Source organism: Microbacterium sp. NPDC056044, from assembly GCF_042267145.1.
Taxonomy (GTDB): Bacteria; Actinomycetota; Actinomycetes; order Actinomycetales; family Microbacteriaceae; genus Microbacterium.
The window spans coordinates 87028-106342 of sequence record NZ_JBHJWZ010000004.1 but is presented as its reverse complement, the minus strand read 5'-3'; the positions used below and the strand labels follow the sequence as shown (position 1 = coordinate 106342).

Annotated in this window: 13 protein-coding genes; 8 read left to right on the top strand and 5 right to left on the bottom strand. The window is 69.9% G+C overall.

Annotated features, from left to right (window positions below; genetic code table 11):
- Positions 1 to 122: 122 nt before the first annotated feature.
- Positions 123 to 2336 carry an NADP-dependent isocitrate dehydrogenase gene (locus ACFC1I_RS12395; protein ID WP_376009625.1) on the bottom strand — a complete coding sequence of 738 codons (2214 nt, stop codon included), beginning with the start codon at positions 2334 to 2336 and terminating at the stop codon, positions 123 to 125.
- A gap of 146 nt (positions 2337 to 2482) precedes the next feature.
- Here ACFC1I_RS12395 and ACFC1I_RS12390 point away from each other — a divergent pair, with 146 nt between their 5' ends.
- Positions 2483 to 2935, top strand: coding sequence for a GNAT family N-acetyltransferase (locus ACFC1I_RS12390; protein WP_376009622.1), 453 nt, complete (start codon positions 2483 to 2485; stop codon positions 2933 to 2935).
- A 160-nt stretch (positions 2936 to 3095) separates the two neighbouring features.
- Positions 3096 to 4064 (top strand): acetylxylan esterase, encoded by a 969-nt coding sequence (locus ACFC1I_RS12385; RefSeq protein WP_376009620.1) that lies wholly within the window; start codon positions 3096 to 3098, stop codon positions 4062 to 4064.
- An 18-nt stretch (positions 4065 to 4082) separates the two neighbouring features.
- Here the strand turns inward: ACFC1I_RS12385 and ACFC1I_RS12380 are convergent, their stop codons facing one another.
- Together ACFC1I_RS12380 and ACFC1I_RS12375 are read right to left on the bottom strand one after the other, a co-directional pair.
- The gene (locus ACFC1I_RS12380; protein ID WP_376009617.1) at positions 4083 to 6218 is read right to left on the bottom strand and encodes an alpha-galactosidase; all 2136 of its coding nucleotides are present in this window, start codon (positions 6216 to 6218) and stop codon (positions 4083 to 4085) included.
- Entirely contained in the window at positions 6215 to 7237 is a 1023-nt protein-coding gene (locus ACFC1I_RS12375; RefSeq protein WP_376009615.1) for a LacI family DNA-binding transcriptional regulator, read from the bottom strand. Before ACFC1I_RS12375 ends, ACFC1I_RS12380 begins: the two co-directional genes overlap by 4 nt.
- 289 nt (positions 7238 to 7526) lie before the next feature.
- Here ACFC1I_RS12375 and ACFC1I_RS12370 point away from each other — a divergent pair, with 289 nt between their 5' ends.
- Genes ACFC1I_RS12370 through ACFC1I_RS12345 form a run of 6 tightly spaced genes read left to right on the top strand, consistent with a single transcriptional unit; the run spans position 7527 to position 15142 of the window.
- Positions 7527 to 8840: an ABC transporter substrate-binding protein gene (locus ACFC1I_RS12370; RefSeq protein ID WP_376009612.1), complete on the top strand. Its 1314-nt coding sequence runs from the start codon at positions 7527 to 7529 to the stop codon at positions 8838 to 8840.
- Positions 8841 to 8861: 21 nt separating this feature from the next.
- Positions 8862 to 9854, top strand: a complete 993-nt coding sequence (locus ACFC1I_RS12365; protein ID WP_376009609.1) for a carbohydrate ABC transporter permease — start codon at positions 8862 to 8864, stop codon at positions 9852 to 9854.
- Positions 9851 to 10753 (top strand): carbohydrate ABC transporter permease, encoded by a 903-nt coding sequence (locus ACFC1I_RS12360; protein ID WP_376009606.1) that lies wholly within the window; start codon positions 9851 to 9853, stop codon positions 10751 to 10753. Before ACFC1I_RS12365 ends, ACFC1I_RS12360 begins: the two co-directional genes overlap by 4 nt.
- Positions 10750 to 13263 (top strand): glycoside hydrolase family 2 protein, encoded by a 2514-nt coding sequence (locus ACFC1I_RS12355; RefSeq protein WP_376009603.1) that lies wholly within the window; start codon positions 10750 to 10752, stop codon positions 13261 to 13263. The genes ACFC1I_RS12360 and ACFC1I_RS12355 overlap by 4 nt, the downstream gene beginning before the upstream one ends.
- Positions 13264 to 13304: 41 nt before the next feature.
- Complete coding sequence (locus ACFC1I_RS12350) at positions 13305 to 14231, top strand: 1,4-beta-xylanase (RefSeq protein ID WP_376010847.1); 927 nt, start codon at positions 13305 to 13307, stop codon at positions 14229 to 14231.
- The gene (locus ACFC1I_RS12345) at positions 14228 to 15142 is read left to right on the top strand and encodes an N-acetylglucosamine kinase (RefSeq protein WP_376009601.1); all 915 of its coding nucleotides are present in this window, start codon (positions 14228 to 14230) and stop codon (positions 15140 to 15142) included. Before ACFC1I_RS12350 ends, ACFC1I_RS12345 begins: the two co-directional genes overlap by 4 nt.
- Before the next feature lie 214 nt (positions 15143 to 15356).
- Here the strand turns inward: ACFC1I_RS12345 and ACFC1I_RS12340 are convergent, their stop codons facing one another.
- Positions 15357 to 17171 (bottom strand): ABC transporter ATP-binding protein, encoded by a 1815-nt coding sequence (locus ACFC1I_RS12340; RefSeq protein WP_376009599.1) that lies wholly within the window; start codon positions 17169 to 17171, stop codon positions 15357 to 15359.
- Positions 17168 to 19027: an ABC transporter ATP-binding protein gene (locus ACFC1I_RS12335; protein WP_376009597.1), complete on the bottom strand. Its 1860-nt coding sequence runs from the start codon at positions 19025 to 19027 to the stop codon at positions 17168 to 17170. The genes ACFC1I_RS12340 and ACFC1I_RS12335 overlap by 4 nt, the downstream gene beginning before the upstream one ends.
- Between the last annotated feature and the right edge of the window lie 288 nt (positions 19028 to 19315).

The following is a 19315-nucleotide window of genomic DNA, read 5'->3' as shown; positions in this document are numbered from 1 at the left end:
GGGCCGCCCCTCCCCAGCGGCGGTGGCGCCCCCAGGGTAGGACTGCGCGACCTCGGGATCAACAGGCCCGGAGACGCCGAAAGGGCGGATGCCGAAGCATCCGCCCTTCCCGTCCGTCGGTGTTACAGCGCGTCGATGACCTCGTTGAAGGTCTGCGACGGGCGCATGACGGCTGCGACCAGCTCGGTGTCGGGGCGGTAGTAGCCGCCGATCTCGACGGCCGAGCCCTGCACGGCGAGGAGCTCGTCGACGATCTTCTGCTCGTTCGCGGCGAGCGCCTCGGCCACCGGGGTGAACGCCGCCGCGAGGTCGGCGTCGGCCTGCTGCTTCGCCAGCTCCTGCGTCCAGTAGAGCGCGAGGTAGAAGTGGCTGCCGCGGTTGTCGATGGTGCCGAGCGCGCGTCCGGGCGACTTGTCGTTCTCGAGGAACGTGCCGGTCGCCGCGTCGAGCGTGTCGGCGAGGACCTGCGCCTTGGCGTTGTCGGTGAAGTCGGCGAGGTGCTCGAGCGATGCGGCGAGCGCGAAGAACTCGCCCAGCGAGTCCCAGCGCAGGTAGTCCTCGGCGAGGAGCTGCTGCACGTGCTTGGGGGCCGAGCCGCCCGCGCCGGTCTCGAAGAGCCCGCCGCCCGCGAGGAGCGGGACGATCGACAGCATCTTGGCGCTGGTGCCGACCTCGAGGATCGGGAACAGGTCGGTGAGGTAGTCGCGCAGCACGTTGCCGGTCACCGAGATGGTGTCCTCGCCCTTGCGCAGGCGGTCCAGCGAGTACTGGGTCGCGGCGGCGGGCGCGAGGATCTCGATCGTGAGCCCGTCGGTGTCGTGGTCGGCGAGGTACGTCTTGACCTTCGCGATGAGCGCCGCGTCGTGCGAGCGGTTCTCGTCGAGCCAGAATACGGCGGGGGCGCCGGTGGCGCGGGCGCGCGTGACGGCGAGCTTCACCCAGTCGCGAATCGCGACGTCCTTGGTCTGCGTCGCGCGCCAGATGTCGCCGGGCGCGACCTCGTGCGCGAGCAGCACGTCGCCGGCATGGTTCACGACCTGGACGGTGCCGGCGGCGGCGAGCTCGAACGTCTTGTCGTGGCTGCCGTACTCCTCGGCCGCCTGCGCCATGAGGCCCACGTTCGGGACGGTGCCGATGGCGGCCGGGTCGAGCGGGCCGTGTGCGATGACGTCGTCGATCACGGTCTGGTAGACGCCCGCGTACGACGAGTCGGGGATGACGGCCAGCGTGTCGGCCTCGCCGCCGTCGGCGCCCCACAGCTTGCCGCCGTTGCGGACCAGCGCCGGCATCGATGCGTCGACGATGACGTCGGACGGCACGTGCAGGTTCGTGATGCCCTTGTCGGAGTTGACGTACGACAGGCGCGGGCTGTCGGTCGCCGCGGCGAACGCGGCGGCGATCTCGTCGCCGCCCTCGACGTCGGCGAGCCCCGCGAGGATGGCGCCCAGGCCGTCGTTCGGCGTGAGGCCGGCCTCGGCGATCTTGTCGCCGAAGCGGTCGAACACGTCGGCGTAGTAGGCCTTCACGACGTGGCCGAAGATGATCGGGTCGCTGACCTTCATCATCGTCGCCTTGAGGTGCACCGAGTACAGGACGTCCTCGGCCTTGGCGGTCTCGAGCGTCTCGGCGAGGAACGCGTCGAGCGCGGCCGCCGACAGGAACGTGCCGTCGACGATCTCGCCGGGGAGCACCTTGATGCCGGTCTTGAGCTCGGTGGTGGTGCCGTCGGCCGCGGCGAAGCGGATCGAGAGCACGTCGTCGGCGGGGATGACGGTGGTCTTCTCGTTCGACTTGAAGTCGTCGTGACCGAGGGTCGCGACGCGCGTCTTCGAACCCTCGCCGAACGCCTTGTTGCGGTGCGGGTGCTTACGCGCGTAGTTCTTCACCGACAGCGGCGCACGGCGGTCGCTGTTGCCCTCTCGGAGCACGGGGTTGACGGCCGAGCCCTTGATGCGGTCGTAGCGGGCGCGGACGTCCTTGTCTTCGACGGACTGCGCCTCGTCGGGGTAGTCCGGGATGTCGTAGCCCTGCGCCTGCAGCTCGGCGATCGCGGCCTTCAGCTGCGGGATCGAGGCCGAGATGTTCGGCAGCTTGATGATGTTCGCCTCGGGGAGGGTCGCGAGGCCGCCGAGCTCGGCGAGGGCGTCGCCGACCTGCTGCTCGGGGGTGAGGTTCTGCGGGAAAGCCGCGAGGATGCGGCCCGCGAGCGAGATGTCGCGCGTCTCGACGTCCACCCCCGCCTGACGGGTCACGGCCTGCACGATCGGCAGGAACGATGCGGTCGCGAGGGCCGGTGCCTCGTCGGTGTAGGTGTAGATGATGGTCGAGTCGGTCACCAGTCACGTCCTTCTTGCGGGTCGGCGTTCAGCCTATCGCAAGCGCCCGAGATATCTCGACGTCAAGATACTTCGACGTATGAACACCGTGTTAATCCGTGACTCCGACAATGCCGGATGCCGCCGGGGGGACTAGCCTGTGGTCCATGGGTGAACTGCGACTCGTCGAACTGTCCGCCGCAACCATCGTGGCGGTCAACAATATGTCGCTCAAGCCTGGTCAGGAGGAGTTCCTCTCCCCGGTCAGCTACGGCATCGCGGCGACGGTCGTGAATCCTCAGACGACGTGGCAGCGCGTCGTCGTCGACGGCGAAGAGGTCGTCGCGTTCGTGAGCGGCAACTTCGACCTGGAGGACCCGCAGGAGCACTTCCAGTCGGTGCTGTGGCGCATCAACGTCGACGCCGACGACCAGGGCCGCGGCGTCGGCCGGTTCGCCGTGGACGGTCTCCTTGAAGAGGCGCGCAACCGTGGAATGGACCACGTGAACGTCATCTACGAAGCCGGAGAAGGGGGTCCGCAGGCATTCTTCGAGCGCGTGGGCTTCACACCGGTCGGCGAGACCGAGTACGGTGAGGTGATCGCAGAGATCCGTCTCTGACGCAACGTCGCACGAACAACCCGAAGACTTCCCCACACAGCGCCGTCCGGCGCCCAGAGACCGGCGGCGGGGCCTCGAATACCCCTCCCCCATCGAGACCCCGTCGCCTTCTCGCGAAGCGATGTCGAAGCGCTTCCGCGCGACGCGCTAGTGTAAGCGCGTGCCGAGATTCGATCTGCCTCCCGCGGAACTCGCGGACTACGCCCCCGACGTGCGCGAGCCCGCCGATTTCGATGCCTTCTGGGCGGACACGCTCGCCCAGGCGCGGCAGTGGGATGCCGCACCCGACGTCGTGCGCCTCGAGACGCCGTACACGCTGGTCGACATCTTCGACGTGACCTTCCCCGGCTTCGGCGGCGACCCGGTCAAGGCGTGGCTGACGCTGCCCGCCGGCGCCGAGTGCCCGCTTCCCGCGGTCGTCGAGTACCAGGGGTACGGCGGGGGTCGCGGTCTCGCGGGCGAGCGCCTCGGGTGGGCCGCCGCCGGCTACGCGCACCTCTTCATGGACACGCGCGGCCAGGGCTCGATGTGGGGCTCGGGCGGCGACACCCTCGACCCGCACGGCACCGGCCCCTCGTCGTCGGGCTTCATGACCCGCGGCATCGAGGACCCCGAGACGTACTACTACCGCCGCGTCTTCACGGACGCGGTGCGCGCCGTCGACGCCGTGCGCGCACTGCCGCAGATCGACGCCGGCCGCGTCGCCGTGTGCGGCGCGAGCCAGGGCGGCGGCATCGCGATCGCCGCCGCGGGACTGTCTGACGGCATCGTCGCCGTCATGCCCGACGTGCCGTTCCTCTGCCACTTCGAGCGCGCCGTCGGCCTCACGGGCGACGACCCCTACCAGGAGGTCGTGCGGTACCTTGCCGTGCACCGCGGCCGCGACGAGCGGGTCTTCGAGACGCTGTCGTACTTCGACGGCGTCAACATGGCCAAGCGGGCGGATGCTGCGGCCCTGTACTCCGTCGCCCTCATGGACACCATCTGCCCGCCGTCGACGGTGTACGCCGCGTTCAACCGGCACACCACTGCGACGAAGCAGATCGAGGTCTACACGCACAACGGCCACGAGGGCGGCCAGGCGTTCCAGTTCCCGAAGCAGGCCGCCTTCCTCGCGTCGCTGGCCTGACCCCGCACCGCCTCGAGGTCAGACGGCCTCGAGGTGGAGCACGAACGCCTGCAGGGGCCACAGCGTCGGCAGCTGCAGGCCGACCTCGGCGAGCACGGAGCCGGGCAGCTCGATCTCGCCGGCGGTGAACCATTCCGGGGCGATCCAGCCGTACTCGGCCGCCCCGATCTCGCGGCGCACGCGCACGCGGTAGCGGCGCGCCGGGTCGAGCCCGGGCAGGCGCAGGCGCTCGGCGCGCGCATCCTCGAGGCTCGCCACCGTCGCGACGACCACCACTGCGGCCTCGTCCGTGACGAAGGACGTCGCCCGCCAGGCGGGATCGCGGAGTTCGGGGTGCAGCATCCGTCCACCGTGCACGATCGCCCGCAGCTCTTTGTAGAGCGCGGCGAAGCGCGTGATCGTGGCGGTCTCGTCGTCGCCGACCGACAGGATGTCCCATTCGAACCCGGCCGAACCCATGAGGCTCGTCGCCATGCGGTACGACAGCGCCGTGGTGCGCCCCGACGAGTGCGAGGTCGTCGGGCCGACGTGCGCGCCGACGAGCTCGGGCGGCAGCAGCAGGCCGGTCCAGCGCTGGATGTCCTGTCGTTCCACCGGATCGTTCGAGTCGCTCGCCCACACGCGGTCGGTGACGTCGAGGATGCCGAGGTCGGTGCGCGCACCGCCACTCGAGCACGACTCGATCTCGAGGGATGGATGCCTCGACTTCAGCTCCGCGATGAGCGCGTAGACCGCCGTCATCTGGGCGTGCCCGCCCGGGCGCCCTTCGTGCACGCTCTCGACGAGGTCGCGGTTGTGGTCCCACTTGATGAAGTCGATGCGGAGCTCGCCGACGAGCGCGTCGATCTGCCCGAGCACGTGGGCGTAGGCATCGGGGTTCGCGAGATCCATCACGTACTGCCCGCGCCACGAGACGCCGGCGTCGTGCGCGAGATGGCCGGGCTCGTGCAGCAGCCAGTCGGGGTGCGTGCGGGCGACGTCGGAGTCGAGGCTGATCATCTCGGGCTCGAACCACAGCCCGAACTGCATGCCCAGCTCATGCACACGTGCCGCGAGCGGACCGAGCCCGTCGGGCCACACCGTCCGGTCGACGACCCAGTCACCGAGGCTCGTCGAGTCGTCTCGGCGCCCCTGGAACCATCCGTCGTCGAGCACGAACCGCTCGATGCCGACCTCGGCGGCGCGCTCGGCGAGCGCGGCCAGCCGGTCCGCGTCGTGGTCGAAGTACACGGCCTCCCACGTGTTGAGCACGAGAGGACGGACGGACGACGGATGCTGCGGCCTGGCCCGAAGCCACGTGTGCACGCGGTGCGCGAAACCGTCGAGGCCCTCGGCCGTGTGCACGAACGCCGCGCGCGGCGACCGGTACTCGTCGCCCGGCTCGAGCCGGATCTCGCCGGGGCGCAGCAGCTCGCCGGCGCCGATGAGGGTCACCGCGTCGGTGATGCGATCGACCCGCGTCGTGAGGTCGCTCGACCACGCGAGGTGCACGCCCCACAGCGCGCCGCTCTGCCAGCGCGGCTCCCCGATCCCCGCGATGGCGGCGACGGGGTTGTCGTGCCCCGGGCGGCCGCGATGCGTCTGCCGCACGGTGGCGCCGGCCGGCAAGGGCGTGACGACGGGGCGCTTCTCCCGCGTCCAGCGGCCGTCGAATGTCAGCAGGGTGTCGGTCGTCGACGGCACCGGCAGCGTCGCCTCGAGCCAGTCGACGTCGATGGGCACCGCCGCGTGGTCGCCCTCGTGGGCGAGCGCGTGCTGCACCCACACCACTCCGCCGGCCTCGATGCCGACCGTGATCGACAGGCGGAGAGCGGATGCCTCGTCCCCCGCCTCGACGGTGAACGACCGGTCGTCGGCCTCGAGGCGGCGCACCTCCCACCGCGCATGGTGCAGCACGCCGTCACGGCGCAGCTGCATGCCGGGGCGGCCCGTCCACCCGTCGCCCTCCTGCGGCGAGAGCGACACCTGCCACGCGGCGTCGAGCGTGCCGGGCGGGGTCTGGCGGCTCAGGGCCCTCGCGAGGGCGTCGGCATCGGCATCCGTCATCCCGCCGACCGGCGCACCCCAGTGCAGCACGTGCGGAAGGCCGGGGCCGCGGGCGTCGACGAGCACGCCGACGCCCTCGCTCTCGAGGCGGACGAAGCCGGGGGTCATGCGGTGGTCCTCTCTGCGGGGGTGCGCTCGCCGGTGCCGCGCTCGACGATCCACGTCGGCATCTCGAGCTGCCGGGTGAAGCCGGCCGGGTCCTGCATGCGCTCGATGGCGAGCGTCGCGGCGGCCTTGCCGAGCGCGAGCGGGTCGTAGCTGATCACGGTCACCCCGAGCACGTCGGCGGTGTCGAAGTCGTCGAAGCCGACGAGGGCGGTGGTGGCGTCGCCGCGATCGCGCAGCACCCGCAGCGCGCCGATCGTCACGCGGTTGTTGCCGGTGATGATCGCGGTGGGGGCGTCGGGATGGTCGAGCAGGTCGGCGATGAAACCGTCGGCGGGGACGGCGAGGTCGTCGGCGAGCCGCTCCCATCGCGACGAGTCGGTGACGCCGTACGCGGCGAGCGCGTCTCGGTAGCCGCGCAGGCGCTCGGCCTGCGTGAAGACGGATGCCGGGTTGCAGATGTAGCCGATGCGGCGATGGCCCCGCTCGAGCAAGCGGGTCGTGGCGTCGAACACACCGCGGTGGTTCTCGAGCACGATCGAGTCGGCCACGAGGTTGCGCGCCGGCCGGTCGATCGCGATCACCGGGGTGCCGAGGTGGCGCTCGCCCTCGAGATAGGACTGGTCGTCGGCGACGGGGATGAGCAGCAGCGCGCCGAGCCGCTGGCCGAGGAGGGCGTCCGCGACGCGCTCCTCGCCCTCTGCCGTGTCGTCGGTGGTGGCCACGACGAGCGAGAACCCGTGGGCCGACAGCTCGCGCTCGATGCCCGCGGCGAGCTTGTAGTAGAACGGGTTGTTCAGCTCGCCCATGATGAACCCGATCGTGTTGGTCGGGCCTCCTCGTCGCAGACTGCGCGCCAGCGGGTTGGGACGGAAGCGCAGGCGCTTGGCGGCGCCGAGCACGCGCTCGACGGTCTCAGGCGCGACGAGATCGCGGTGGGTGAAGACGCGCGAAACCGTCTTCGAGCTCACACCCGCGAGCCGCGCGACGTCTTCGAGGGTCGCGCGCTGCTGAACCGTCATCGGGCCTCCTTGCCGCTGCGGGCTTCACGCTAGCACCGTGGGGCCGGGAATGTCCACGTGGGACATTACCGAGACATTGAGGTGAGGCATCCGCTATCGAATACACAATAAGGCCAGTTCAGGGGCGTTGTTTCTCCGAATCATGATGATCGGACAAGACAAGACAGCGCTGACATTCGATGCTTGCGGAACCGCTTCGAACCCGCCTATTCTGACCGCGCGACGAACCACGCAACGGTGCGGCGACGCGCACCGGCAGTTCAAGGGCGAACCTGACAAGGAGAATCACATGGCGAAGAAGGCATTGGCGGGCATCGCGCTGCTGGCGACCGCCGCGGTCGCGATCAGCGGCTGCGCGGGCGGCGGCGCGGGCGACGCCGACAACACGATCGACGGCGAGGTCGCGGGCGACATCAAGGTCGTCACGTGGCGCACCGACCTGGTCGAGGACGGCACGTTCCAGAAGTACGCCGACGAGTTCAACAAGAAGTACCCCGACGTGAACGTCACGTTCGAGGGCATCACCGACTACGCCGGCGAGATGCTCACGCGCATGAGCACGACCAACTACGGCGATGTCATCGGCATCCCCGCGATCAAGCCCGAGCAGTACGAGCAGTTCCTCGAGCCGCTCGGCGACACGTCCGGCTTCGAGGACACGTACCGCTTCCTCCCGGCGGCGAGCTACGACGGCACGCAGTACGGCATCGCGTGGGGCGGCAACGCGAACGGCGTCGTCTACAACAAGAAGGTCTTCGAAGAGGCCGGCGTCACCGCGCTGCCCACGAACGAGGACGAGTGGCTCGAGGCGCTCCAGCAGGTGAAGGACAACACCGACGCCATCCCGCTCTACACGAACTACAAGGACGGCTGGCCGCTCACGCAGAGCTTCGGCAACCTCGGCGTCGTCACCGACGACGCGGACGCCCCCATCACGATGGCGGAAGACACGGCACCGTGGACCGAGGGCACCGACGTCTACGCGATCGACTCGCTGCTGTACGACAGCGTCGCCGCCGGCCTCACCGAGGACGACCCGCTCACCACCAACTGGGAGAAGTCGAAGGTCGACCTCGGCACCGGCAAGATCGCCGCCATGACGCTCGGCTCGTGGGCGATCTCGCAGATGCAGGCCGCCGCGGAAGACAACGGCGGCTCGGCCGACGACATCGGCTACATGGCGTTCCCGGCGAACGTCGACGGCACGCAGCTCGCCGTCATCGGCGGCGACTACAACCTCGCCGTCAGCAAGCACTCCAAGGCCAAGGCCGCCGCGTGGGCGTGGATCCAGTGGGTCGTCGAGGACTCGGGCTACACCGAGTCGCAGGGCATGATCTCGCCCGTCATCGACAAGCCGCTCCCCGACAACCTGGCCGGCTTCGAGGACGCGGGCGTCGAGCTCATGGAGATCAACCCCGCCCCCGCCGGCAAGGAGGGCCTCATCAACAACGTGGCCGACGACGCGCAGATCGACCTGTACGGCCCGATCTACCGGCAGAAGCTCGTGGACATCGCCCGCGGCGCCGCCGACGGCGACAAGGACAGCTACTTCGCCGAGCTGAACGAGCGCTGGGGCGCGTCGGTCGAGAAGCTCCAGGGCTGAGCGGACGGGGACGGCAGCGACATGGCCATTGCGACACCCGGTGCGGCACCGGCGGATGCCCCTGCCGTCCTCTCCGCGCCGCTTCGCGCGCGCCGGTTCGGCGGTTCACCCCGCCGGGCCGGCCGCCGGCGCGGCGGCTCCGCCGGACGGAGCGTCCTGCAGCACCTCACCCCGTGGTTCTTCCTCGCCGCGGCGGTGGGGCTGCTCCTCCTGTTCACCTACTGGCCGGCGGTGAACCTCTTTTACTTCAGCGTCACCGACTGGGACGGCATCGACCTCGAGAAGAACTTCGTCGGTCTCGACAACTACGTGCAGGTGTTCACCGACCCGCGCATCTTCTCGGTGTTCGGCGTCAGCCTGTACTACTTCTTCGCGTCGTTCGCGCAGATGGCGATCGCGCTGTACTTCGCCACGCTCCTCAGCTTCTCGACGCGCTTCTCGAACCTCTTCCGCGGAATCCTGTTCTTCCCGTACCTCATCAACGGCGTCGCGATCGGGTTCGTGTTCCTCTACCTGTTCCAGCCGGGCGGCACCCTCGACACGGTGCTCAGCTGGTTCGGCGTCAGCGACCCGCCGCAGTGGCTCGGCAACCCCGATGTCGTGAACTGGTCGCTGGCCGGCACCTCGGTCTGGCGCTACACCGGCATGAACTTCGTGCTCTTCCTCGGGGCCATTCAGTCGATCCCCTACGAGCTGTACGAGGCGGCCGACCTCGACGGCGCGAGCCGCTGGCAGCAGTTCTGGGCCATCATCTTCCCCGGCATCCGCCGCGTGATCGGACTGTCGTTCATCCTCGCGATCGCGGGCAGCCTCAGCGTGTTCGAGATCCCGTTCATCATGACCGGCGGCGCCAACGGCTCGGCCACGTTCGTGATCCAGACGCTGCAGACCGCGTTCACCTTCCGGCAGGTCGGGCTCGCGTCCGCGATGGCCGTGGTGCTGCTGGCGATCGTGCTGGTCGTCACGTGGATCCAGCGAAAGGTGTTCCCCGACGAGAAGGTCGACCTGACATGACCACCACCGAAGACCTCCGCACGATGCCGCAGCGCACCACGCCGCCGCGTGTCACCCGCGGCCGCTCGCCGCTCGAGCGCCTTCGCGGCGTCAGCGCGACGACGGCCAAGTACCTCAGCCTGATCGTCGCGGCGGTCGTGACGCTGCTGCCGCTGTCGGTCCTGCTGTTCGCGAGCCTCAAGACGGCGCCCGAGTACGCGCAGACCGGCCCCTTCGACCCGCCCGAGAACTGGCTCAACTTCGACAACTTCGTCACCGCGTTCACGAGCGGCAAGATGCTCGAGGGCTTCGTGAACACCACGATCGTGCTCGTCGTCTCGCTCGCCGGCACCATCTTCATCGGCACGATGGCCGCGTACGCGCTGGACCGGTTCGCGTTCCGCGGCAAGAAGCTGGTGTTCGGCCTGTTCCTCGTCGCGACGCTGATCCCGAGCGTGACGAGCCAGGTGGCGACGTTCCAGCTCATCAACGGACTGGGCCTCTACGACACGAAGGCCGCGCTGATCCTGCTCTTCATGGGCACCGACATCATCGCGATCTACCTGTTCATCCAGTTCATGCAGTCGATCCCGGTCTCGCTCGACGAGGCGGCGATGATCGACGGCGCCAACCGCTGGACCATCTACTGGCGCATCGTGCTGCCGCTGCTTCGTCCGGCGATCGCGACGGTCGTGATCATCAAGGGCATCGCGGTGTACAACGAGTTCTACGCCCCGTTCCTCTACCTGCCGTCGGAGGGCCTCATCTCCACCTCGCTGTTCCGGTTCAAGGGACCGTTCGGCGCACAGTGGGAGGTCATCTCGGCCGGCACCGTCCTCGTCATCATCCCCACCCTCATCGCCTTCCTGCTGCTTCAGCGCTGGATCTACAAGGGCCTCACCGCAGGAGCCGTCAAGTGACCTCTTCCCTCTCCCTCCGTCCGATCGACGCCGGCTGGACGCTCCGCGCCGCAGCCGGCCCGGTTCCGGATGGATTCCCGGATGCTACGGCCGCCGTTGCGGCGAGTGTGCCGGGGTGCGTGCACACCGACCTGCTGGCGGCGGGTCTCATCCCCGACCCGTTCCTCGACGACAACGAGTCGGCGCTGGCATGGATCGGTCTGGTCGACTGGACGTACGCGACGACGTTCGTGTGGGCGCGGGACGACGCCGATCGCACCGATCTCGTGTTCGAGGGCCTGGACACCGTGACCACGATCCTCCTGAACCGGAGCGAGATCGGGGCGACGGCCAACCAGCACCGCTCGTACCGGTTCGACGTGCGCGACGCGCTCGTCGAGGGCGAGAACGAACTCGTGGTGCGCTTCCGCTCGCCCGTGAAGTACGCCAACGAGCAGAGCGTAGCGCTCGGGGTGCGGCAGCGCCCGTACCCGCTCCCCTACGACGCGATCCGCAAGTCGGCCTGCAGCTTCGGGTGGGACTGGGGCATCGCGACGTACACGAGCGGCATCGTGAAGCCGGTCGGGCTCGAGTCCTGGTCGGTCGCGCGCCTCGCGCAGACGCGGGTGGTGGCGACGCCGGAGGGCGACGCCGGGTCGATCGCGGTCGAGGTGGAGCTCGAGCGGGCGGGGAACGCAGCATCCGTTCCTCTCACTGTCAGCGTCGCGGTGAACGGCCCGGGGCTCGACGAGAACGCTCTTCCGGGTGCGTTCGTGCAGGTCGAGGGCGACCGGGCGCGCGTGCGCCTCGACCTCGATGCCGTCCAGCGCTGGTGGCCGGCAGGCTACGGCGATCAGCCGCTGTACGTCGTGGACGTGCGGCTTCACGGCGACGGCCCGGATGTGCTCGATGCGACCCACCGTGTCGTCGGATTCCGCGACGTCCGGTGGGACATGACCCCCGACGAGGCCGGCACGCCGTTCACGCTCGTCGTCAACGACCAGCCGGTGTTCGTGAAGGGCGTCAACTGGATCCCCGACGACGCGCTCACCGTGCGCGTCACGCGCGACCGCCTGCGCCGCCGCTTCACGCAGGCGCTCGATGCGAACCTCAACCTCATCCGGGTGTGGGGCGGGGGGCTGTACGAGTCCGACGACTTCTACGAGCTCGCCGACGAGCTGGGCCTGCTGGTCTGGCAGGACTTCCTGTTCGCGTGCGCCGCGTACGCCGAGGAGGAGCCGCTGCGCTCCGAGGTCGAGGCGGAGGCGCGCGAGAACATCGTGCGGCTCGGCCACCACGCCTCGCTCGTGCTGCTGACCGGCAACAACGAGAACCTGTGGGGCTACGAGGACTGGGGCTGGAAGCTGCGCCTCGACGGCAAGACGTGGGGTGCGCAGTACTACTACGAGCTGTTCCCCGCACTCGTCGCAGAGCTCGCGCCGCACGTGCCCTATGCCCCCGGCAGCCCCTTCAGCCCGGGTACAGCGTGGGACGGCGAGACGCAGACCGGCCCGCACCCCAACGACGAGCAGCACGGCTCGATGCACCTGTGGGAGCAGTGGAACCGCCTCGACTGGCACACCTACCGCGACCACCGGCCGCGGTTCGTGGCCGAATTCGGCTGGCAGGGGCCGCCGGCGTGGTCGACCCTCGTGCGGTCGGTATCGGACGCACCGCTGACCCCCGAGTCGCCGGGCATGATCGTGCACCAGAAGGCGATGGAGGGGAACACCAAGCTCTCGAACGGGCTGATCCCGCACTTCCGGATGCCGGAGGCCATGGAGGACTGGCACTGGGCGATGCAGCTCAACCAGGCGCTCGCCGTGCGCACCGCGCTCGAGCACTTCCGCTCGTGGGCGCCGCACACGCAGGGCGCGATCGTGTGGCAGCTCAACGACTGCTGGCCCGTCACCTCGTGGGCCGCGATCGACGGCGACGAGCGCCCGAAGCCGCTGTACTACGGGCTGAAGAACGCGTTCGCCCCGCGCCTGGCGACGATCCAGCCGCGCGAGGGCGGGCTCGCGGCGGTGCTCGTGAACGACACCGCCGAGTCATGGTCCGGCGCGTTCGTGGCACGCCGCCTCGGGTTCGCGGGCGACGAGCGCGCCCGGTTCGAGACGCCGGTCGCGCTGGCACCGCGCGAGACGGTGACCGTCACCCTGCCCGCCGAGGTCGCGGAGGCCGGCGACGCGGCCGCCGAACTCGTCGTCGCGGGGGTCGACGAGGTGCGCGGCTTCTGGTTCTTCGCCGAGCCCCGTGACTCGGCGCTCGGCGCGGCCGAGGTCGAGGTCCGCACCGAGCCGGCGCCCGGCGGCACGGCGGTGACGCTCACCGCATCCACGCTCGTGCGCGACCTCGCGCTCCTCGTCGACAAGGTCGATGCCGACGCCGTCGCGTCGGATGCCCTCGTCACCCTGCTGCCGGGCGAGAGCACGACGATCGTCGTGCGTCACGACGGCGGCGGGCTCGCAGCATCCGTCCTCTCCGATCCGCGGGTGCTGCGCACCGCCAACGAGCTGGTCGTCGCGTGACCGGCGAGACCGCCCAGGCGCTCGGGTCGTACGTGGCCGGGATGACCTGGGGCTGGACCGGCGTGCGCGGCACGTGGGCGACGGCCGAGGCGGCCGAATCGATGCAGCTCATGGCCGACCACGGCGTGAACTGGACCGCGCTCGCCTACTCGGCGCTGCAAGAGACCGCGCAGTCGACCGAGGTGCGGTTCGGCGACGAGCCGACGGTGACCGACGACGAGATCGTGTGGGCGATCCGCGAGGCGAAGGCGCTCGGGCTGAAGGTGTGCCTGAAGCCCGTCGTCAACGTCGCCGACGGCGCGTGGCGCGCATACATCGGGTTCTTCGACCAGGACGTCCCGGGTGAACCGACCTGGGGCGAGTGGTTCGCGTCGTACCGCGCGTTCATCGTGCACGCGGCGCGGATCGCCGAGGCCGAGGGTTGCGAGATGCTCTGCGTCGGCTGCGAGATGGTGCGCGCCGACGCGCGCGAGGCCGAGTGGCGCGAGCTCATCGCCGCGGTGCGTGCCGAGTACTCGGGCATCGTGACGTACAACTGCGACAAGTACCAGGAGGACCGCCTCACCTGGTGGGACGCGGTCGACGTCGTGTCGTCGAGCGGGTACTACCCCGTCGACCGGTGGGAGGCGGAGCTCGACCGGATCGAGGCGGCGGTCGAGGCATCCGGCAAGCCGTTCTTCTTCATGGAGGCGGGCTGCCCGTCCCGCGAGGGTTCGGCCGCGCGGCCGAACGACTGGTCGCTGCCGGGAGAGGTTTCCCCCGGCGAGCAACTGCGGTACTACAGGGCCATGTTCGAGGCGTGCGCCGAGCGCGCGTGGGTGGGGGGATTCATGTTGTGGGACTGGCCTGCACGCCTGTACGCCGCTGACGAGGCGACGGCGAACGACGACTACTGCCCGTACGGCAAGCCCGCCGGCGAGTACCTGCGCGCGCAGTACACGGCGCTCGCGGCCGGGGTCGCGCGGTGACCGCGGCAGTGCTCGCGATCGATGCGGGCCAGACCGGCATCAAGGTGCGCGTGCGCGAGCACGACATCGTGTTCCCCGGCATCCGCACCGCGGAGCCGCTCCTCCCCCAGCTCGCCGCCGTCACGCGCGCCGCGATCGAGCGCACCGGCGCCGACGTCTCGGTCGTGAGCGCGGGTGTGTCGGGCCTCACGACTCGGGAATCGGATGCTGCGGCCCTCCTCGCCCGCATCGACGACGCCGCGGTGCACGAGGTGATCCTCGCGCACGACTCGACGACGTCGTTCCTCGGGGCGCTGGGCGACACGCGGGGTGCGGTCGTCGCGGCGGGCACCGGCGTCGTGACGCTCGCGGTCGGCGCGTCGCGCGTGGCCCGGGTCGACGGGTGGGGCTACCTCATGGGCGACGCCGGCAGCGGCTACTGGATCGGCCGCGAGGCGCTCGACGCCGTGATGCGCGAGTACGACGGCCGCGGCCCCGCGACCGCGCTCCGCGCCGTCGCCGAAGAACGCTGGCCCGACCTCACCCAGGCGTACATCCACCTGCAGTCCGACCCCGAGCGCGTGAGCGTCGTCGCGTCGTTCGCGGCGCACGTCGCCAGGCTGGCGACCGAGGGCGACGCGGTGTCGCAGCACATCACGGTGCGCGCCGGCGGCGAGCTCGCGCACAGCGTCGAGACGGCGCTGCGCCGGGTGCGCTCCGACGACGCGTCCGAGCACTTCGCCGCGTGCGCGATCGGCGGCGTCTTCCGCTCCCCGCAGCTGCGCGAGGCGTTCACGTCGCACATCGCCGCGAGCGAGTTCGACGTCACGCTCGTCGAGCCCCGCGGCCACGGGATCGACGGCGCCGCAGCCCTCGCGGGCCTCGCGCCGCAGCATCCACTCGCCCACGCGGTCTCTGTCGCGTACGCCTGATCCACGGTCGTGCAACCCGGGCTCGCCTCCAGCCCTGCCCCACCGCTTCGACAGGTCAACCGGGCTTCTGCAGGAGCCCGCAGACGGATTCGCTCCTGTGGAAGCCCGGTTGACCTGTGGAAGGCGTCGCGGCGCTCGGAAGAGACCGGACGACGGATGCCCCGCCCCTGTGTGGACAGGGGGCCGGGGCATCCGGGGTCGAAGCGGGACGGGGCTAGACCAGCGACTCCCGCCAGGCGGCGTGGAGCTGGGCGAACTTGCCGGTGCCGCCGATGAGCTCCTCGGGGGTGTCGTCCTCGATGATCTCGCCGTGCTCCATGACGAGCACGCGGTCGGCGATCGCGACAGTCGACAGGCGGTGCGCGATGATGATCGCGGTGCGGTCGGCCAGCAGGCTCTGCAGGGCGTCCTGGATCTGGCGCTCCGACGGGATGTCGAGCGACGCCGTCGCCTCGTCGAGGATCAGCACCGCCGGGTTCGCGAGGAACGCCCGCGCGAACGAGATCAGCTGACGCTGACCCGCCGACACGCGCCCGCCGCGCTTGTTGACGTCGGTGCCGTAGCCGTCGGGGAGCGCCTGGATGAAGGCATCCGCGCCCACCGCGCGCGCCGCGGCCTGGATCTCGTCGAGCGTCGCGTCGGGCTTGCCCAGCGCGATGTTGTCGGCGACCGTGCCGCTGAACAGGTACGCCTCCTGCGTGACCATCACGATGGCGCGGCGCAGGTCCTTCGGGTGAAGGCTGCGCAGGTCCACGCCGTCGAGCGTCACCGCACCGCGCGTCGGGTCGTAGAACCGCGACACGAGCTTGGCGAGCGTCGACTTGCCGGCGCCCGTCGTGCCGACGAGCGCGATCGTCTGGCCCGCCGGGATGTCGAGCGAGAAATCAGGAAGGATGACGCGGTCCTGCGAGTACCCGAACAGCACGTCGTCGAACCGGATGTGGCCCTTCGCCTCCCACAGATCCACCGGGTTCTTCGGGTCGGGAACCGTGGGCTCCTCCTCCAGGACGCCCGACACCTTCTCGAGCGCCGCCGTCGCGGACTGGTACGAGTTCAGAAAGAACGCGACCTCCTGCAGCGGCGAGAAGAAGTTGCGCACGTAGAGCACGGCCGACAGCAGGAAGCCGATCTCCATCGCGCCGTCGACGACCCGGATGCCGCCCCACGCGATCACGATCGCGAGGGTGAACGACGCCACGGCCATGAGCCCGGGCTCGAACGTGCCGAACAGGCGGATCGAGCGCATGTTGACGTCCCGGTAGTCCAGCGCGAGACCGCCGAACTCGTCGTCGTTGCGCCCCTCCTTGCGGAAGGCCTTCACGGCGCGGATGCCCGTCATCGTCTCGACGAACTTCACGATCACCTTCGCGCTGATGACGCGCGACTCGCGGTAGACGAGCTGCGAGCGCGAGTAGAACCAGCGCATCAGGAGGAAGAGCGGGATGCCCATGAAGGTGAGGATCAGGCCCGACTGCCAGTCCACGAGGAACAGCGCGACGAGCGTGAACGCGCCGTACAGAATGCCCGAGACCAGCTCGTTGAGACCACCGTCGAGGAGCTCGCGGATGGTGTCGAGGTCGCTCGTCTGGCGCGAGATGATGCGGCCGGACGTGTACGACTCGTGGAACTCCAGGCTCAGCCGCTGCGTGTGCAGGAAGATGCGCTTGCGGAGATCGAGCATGATCGCCTGCGTGAGGCGCGCCGCGACCACGACGTACCACCCGATGAGGGCGGCGCCGCCGATGGCGGTGACGAGGTAGACGAGCACGACCAGGATGGTCGGCATCCAGTTCATCTGCTCCACGGCGGCGGGCAGCGCGTTGTTGATGCCGATACCGATGAGCCAGGGGCCTGCGACACGCAGCGCGGTCGAGATCACGAGCACGATGCCCGCGAGGATCAGCTGGCCCCGCACCGGGGTGATGAGCGAGCCGAGCAGGCGCAGCGAGCGCTTGCGGATCGCCTTGCTCTCGGCGCGCGTGTAGTCCGAACGGTCTTCGCCGCTCGTTCCGGTGACGGTGGTGCTCACAGGGTCACCTCCCAGTTCTGGTCTTCCTGTCTGGCGCGGATGCGGGCTTCTTCGACCTCGAGGCTCGAGATCACGTGCCGATAGTGCTCGCTGGTGCGCAGCAGCTCGGAGTGGGTGCCGACCGCGGTCACGCGTCCGGCCTCGAGGAGCGCCACGCGGTCGGCGAGCGTGACCGTCGACGGTCGGTGCGCGACCACGAGCGCGGTCGTCTCGTGCAGGACTTCACGCAGTGCGTCCTCGACGAGCGCCTCGGTGTCGACGTCGAGCGCCGACAGCGGGTCGTCGAGCACGAGCACGGCGGGCCGTGCCGCGACGGCGCGCGCGAGCGCGAGGCGCTGGCGCTGGCCGCCCGAGAGCGACAGGCCCTCTTCGCCGATGATCGTGTCGACGCCGTCCGGCAGGTCGTCGACGAACGACGCCTGCGCCACGTCGAGCGCCTCGCGCATCACGCGCTCGGCCTCGTCGCTGCCGGGCACGAGGTCCTCCCGGCCCAGCAGCACGTTGTCGCGCACGGACTGGGAGAACAGCGTCGCGTCCTCGAAGGCCATGCCGATGTGCCGGCGCAGTTCGGTGAGCGTGAGGTCGCGCACGTCGACGCCGTCCAGCGTCACGCGGCCACCGGTCACGTCGTACAGGCGGGTGGGCAGCGTCGTGAGCGTCGTCTTGCCCGAACCGGTGAGACCGACGAGCGCCATGGTCTCGCCGGGCCGGAGCACGAGGTCGACACCGTTGAGGAGGTCGCGCTCGCGCTCCGCAGCATCCTGATACCGGAAGTGCACGCCCTCGAACGCGAGCTCGCCGCGAGGCTTGGCGATCGTCTTCGGAGTCTCGGGGTCGACGATCGTGTTCTCCTCGTCGAACACCTCGAAGATGCGGTCGGTCGCGGTGCGCGCGTCGAGGAGGAACGAGAACAGGAAGCCGATCGACTCCATCGGCCAGCGCAGCACGGTGGCCATGGCGAAGAAGGCGATGAGCTCTGCGCCCTGCAGCTGGCCGATCGCGGTGAGGTAGATGCCGGCGCCGAGGCACAGTGCGAACGCGATATCGGGCAGCAGCACCAGCCAGAACCAGATCCAGCCGACGGCACGCGCCTTGCTCAGCTCGGTCTCGCGCAGGGTCTCGGCCTGGCGGGTGAACTTCTGCAGGGCGTGCTTGCCGCGGCCGAACGCCTTGAGCACGCGGATGCCGTGCACGCTCTCTTCGACCGAGGTGGCGAGGTCGCCGGCCTGGTCCTGCGACTGGCGCGCGAGCGTGCCGTAGGACTTCTCGAACCGGTAGCCCGCGTACCAGAGGGGGGCCGACGTCACGAGGAAGATCGTGCCGAGGGCCCAATGCCAGCGGAACAGCAGCGCGGTGCCGACGACGATCGTGATGACGTTGACGACCAGCAGCACGACGCCGAACGCGAGCCAGCGGCGCAGCATGCTGATGTCCTGCATCATGCGGCTGAGCAGCTGCCCCGACTGCCAGCGGTCGTGGAACGAGACGGGCAGGCGCTGCAGACGTGAGTAGAACGTCTGGCGCAGCTCGTACTCGACCATGGTCGCCGGGCCGAGCACGAACCAGCGGCGGAGCCAGACCATGAGGGCCTCGGCGAGGCCCAGCGCGAGGATCGCGGCGGCGCCCCACCCGATCATCACCAGGTCGCCGGAGGCGATCGGGCCGCCGACCACCTGCTCGAGAACGAGCGGGATGGTGAGCGCGAGCAGGCTCGCGACGAGCGCGCTGGCGGCGCCCATGATGAGACGCGGAAGCACGGGCTTCGCGAACGGGAGGAGCCGGGCGAGGGCTTTGAAGGTGGACAGTTCGGACCGTGGCGGCTGTTCTGATCGCTCAGGAAGTGCGGTGGTGGTCATGATCCTTGTGGGGGCGGTGGTGCGGACGACCCGTCGTCGGGTCGCGTGTCGACAGGCCCGTGTGGGAGCGCTGTCATGGAAGCGGAGGTTCCTGTAGGGGGAACGCGCGGTGAGTCGGCGGTATGCCGGAGCCGGCTGTGGCCGGGAGGTGCGAGGTGCGGACTAGCCCTGAATACGGGGACGCGGCAGCCGGGAAACGGCGCGGAATCCCGCGGGACGGAGGACGGAGGCAGTCTTCGCGGCGATGGCGGCCTGATACATGTCGTCCTCCTCGGATTCAGTGGAAAG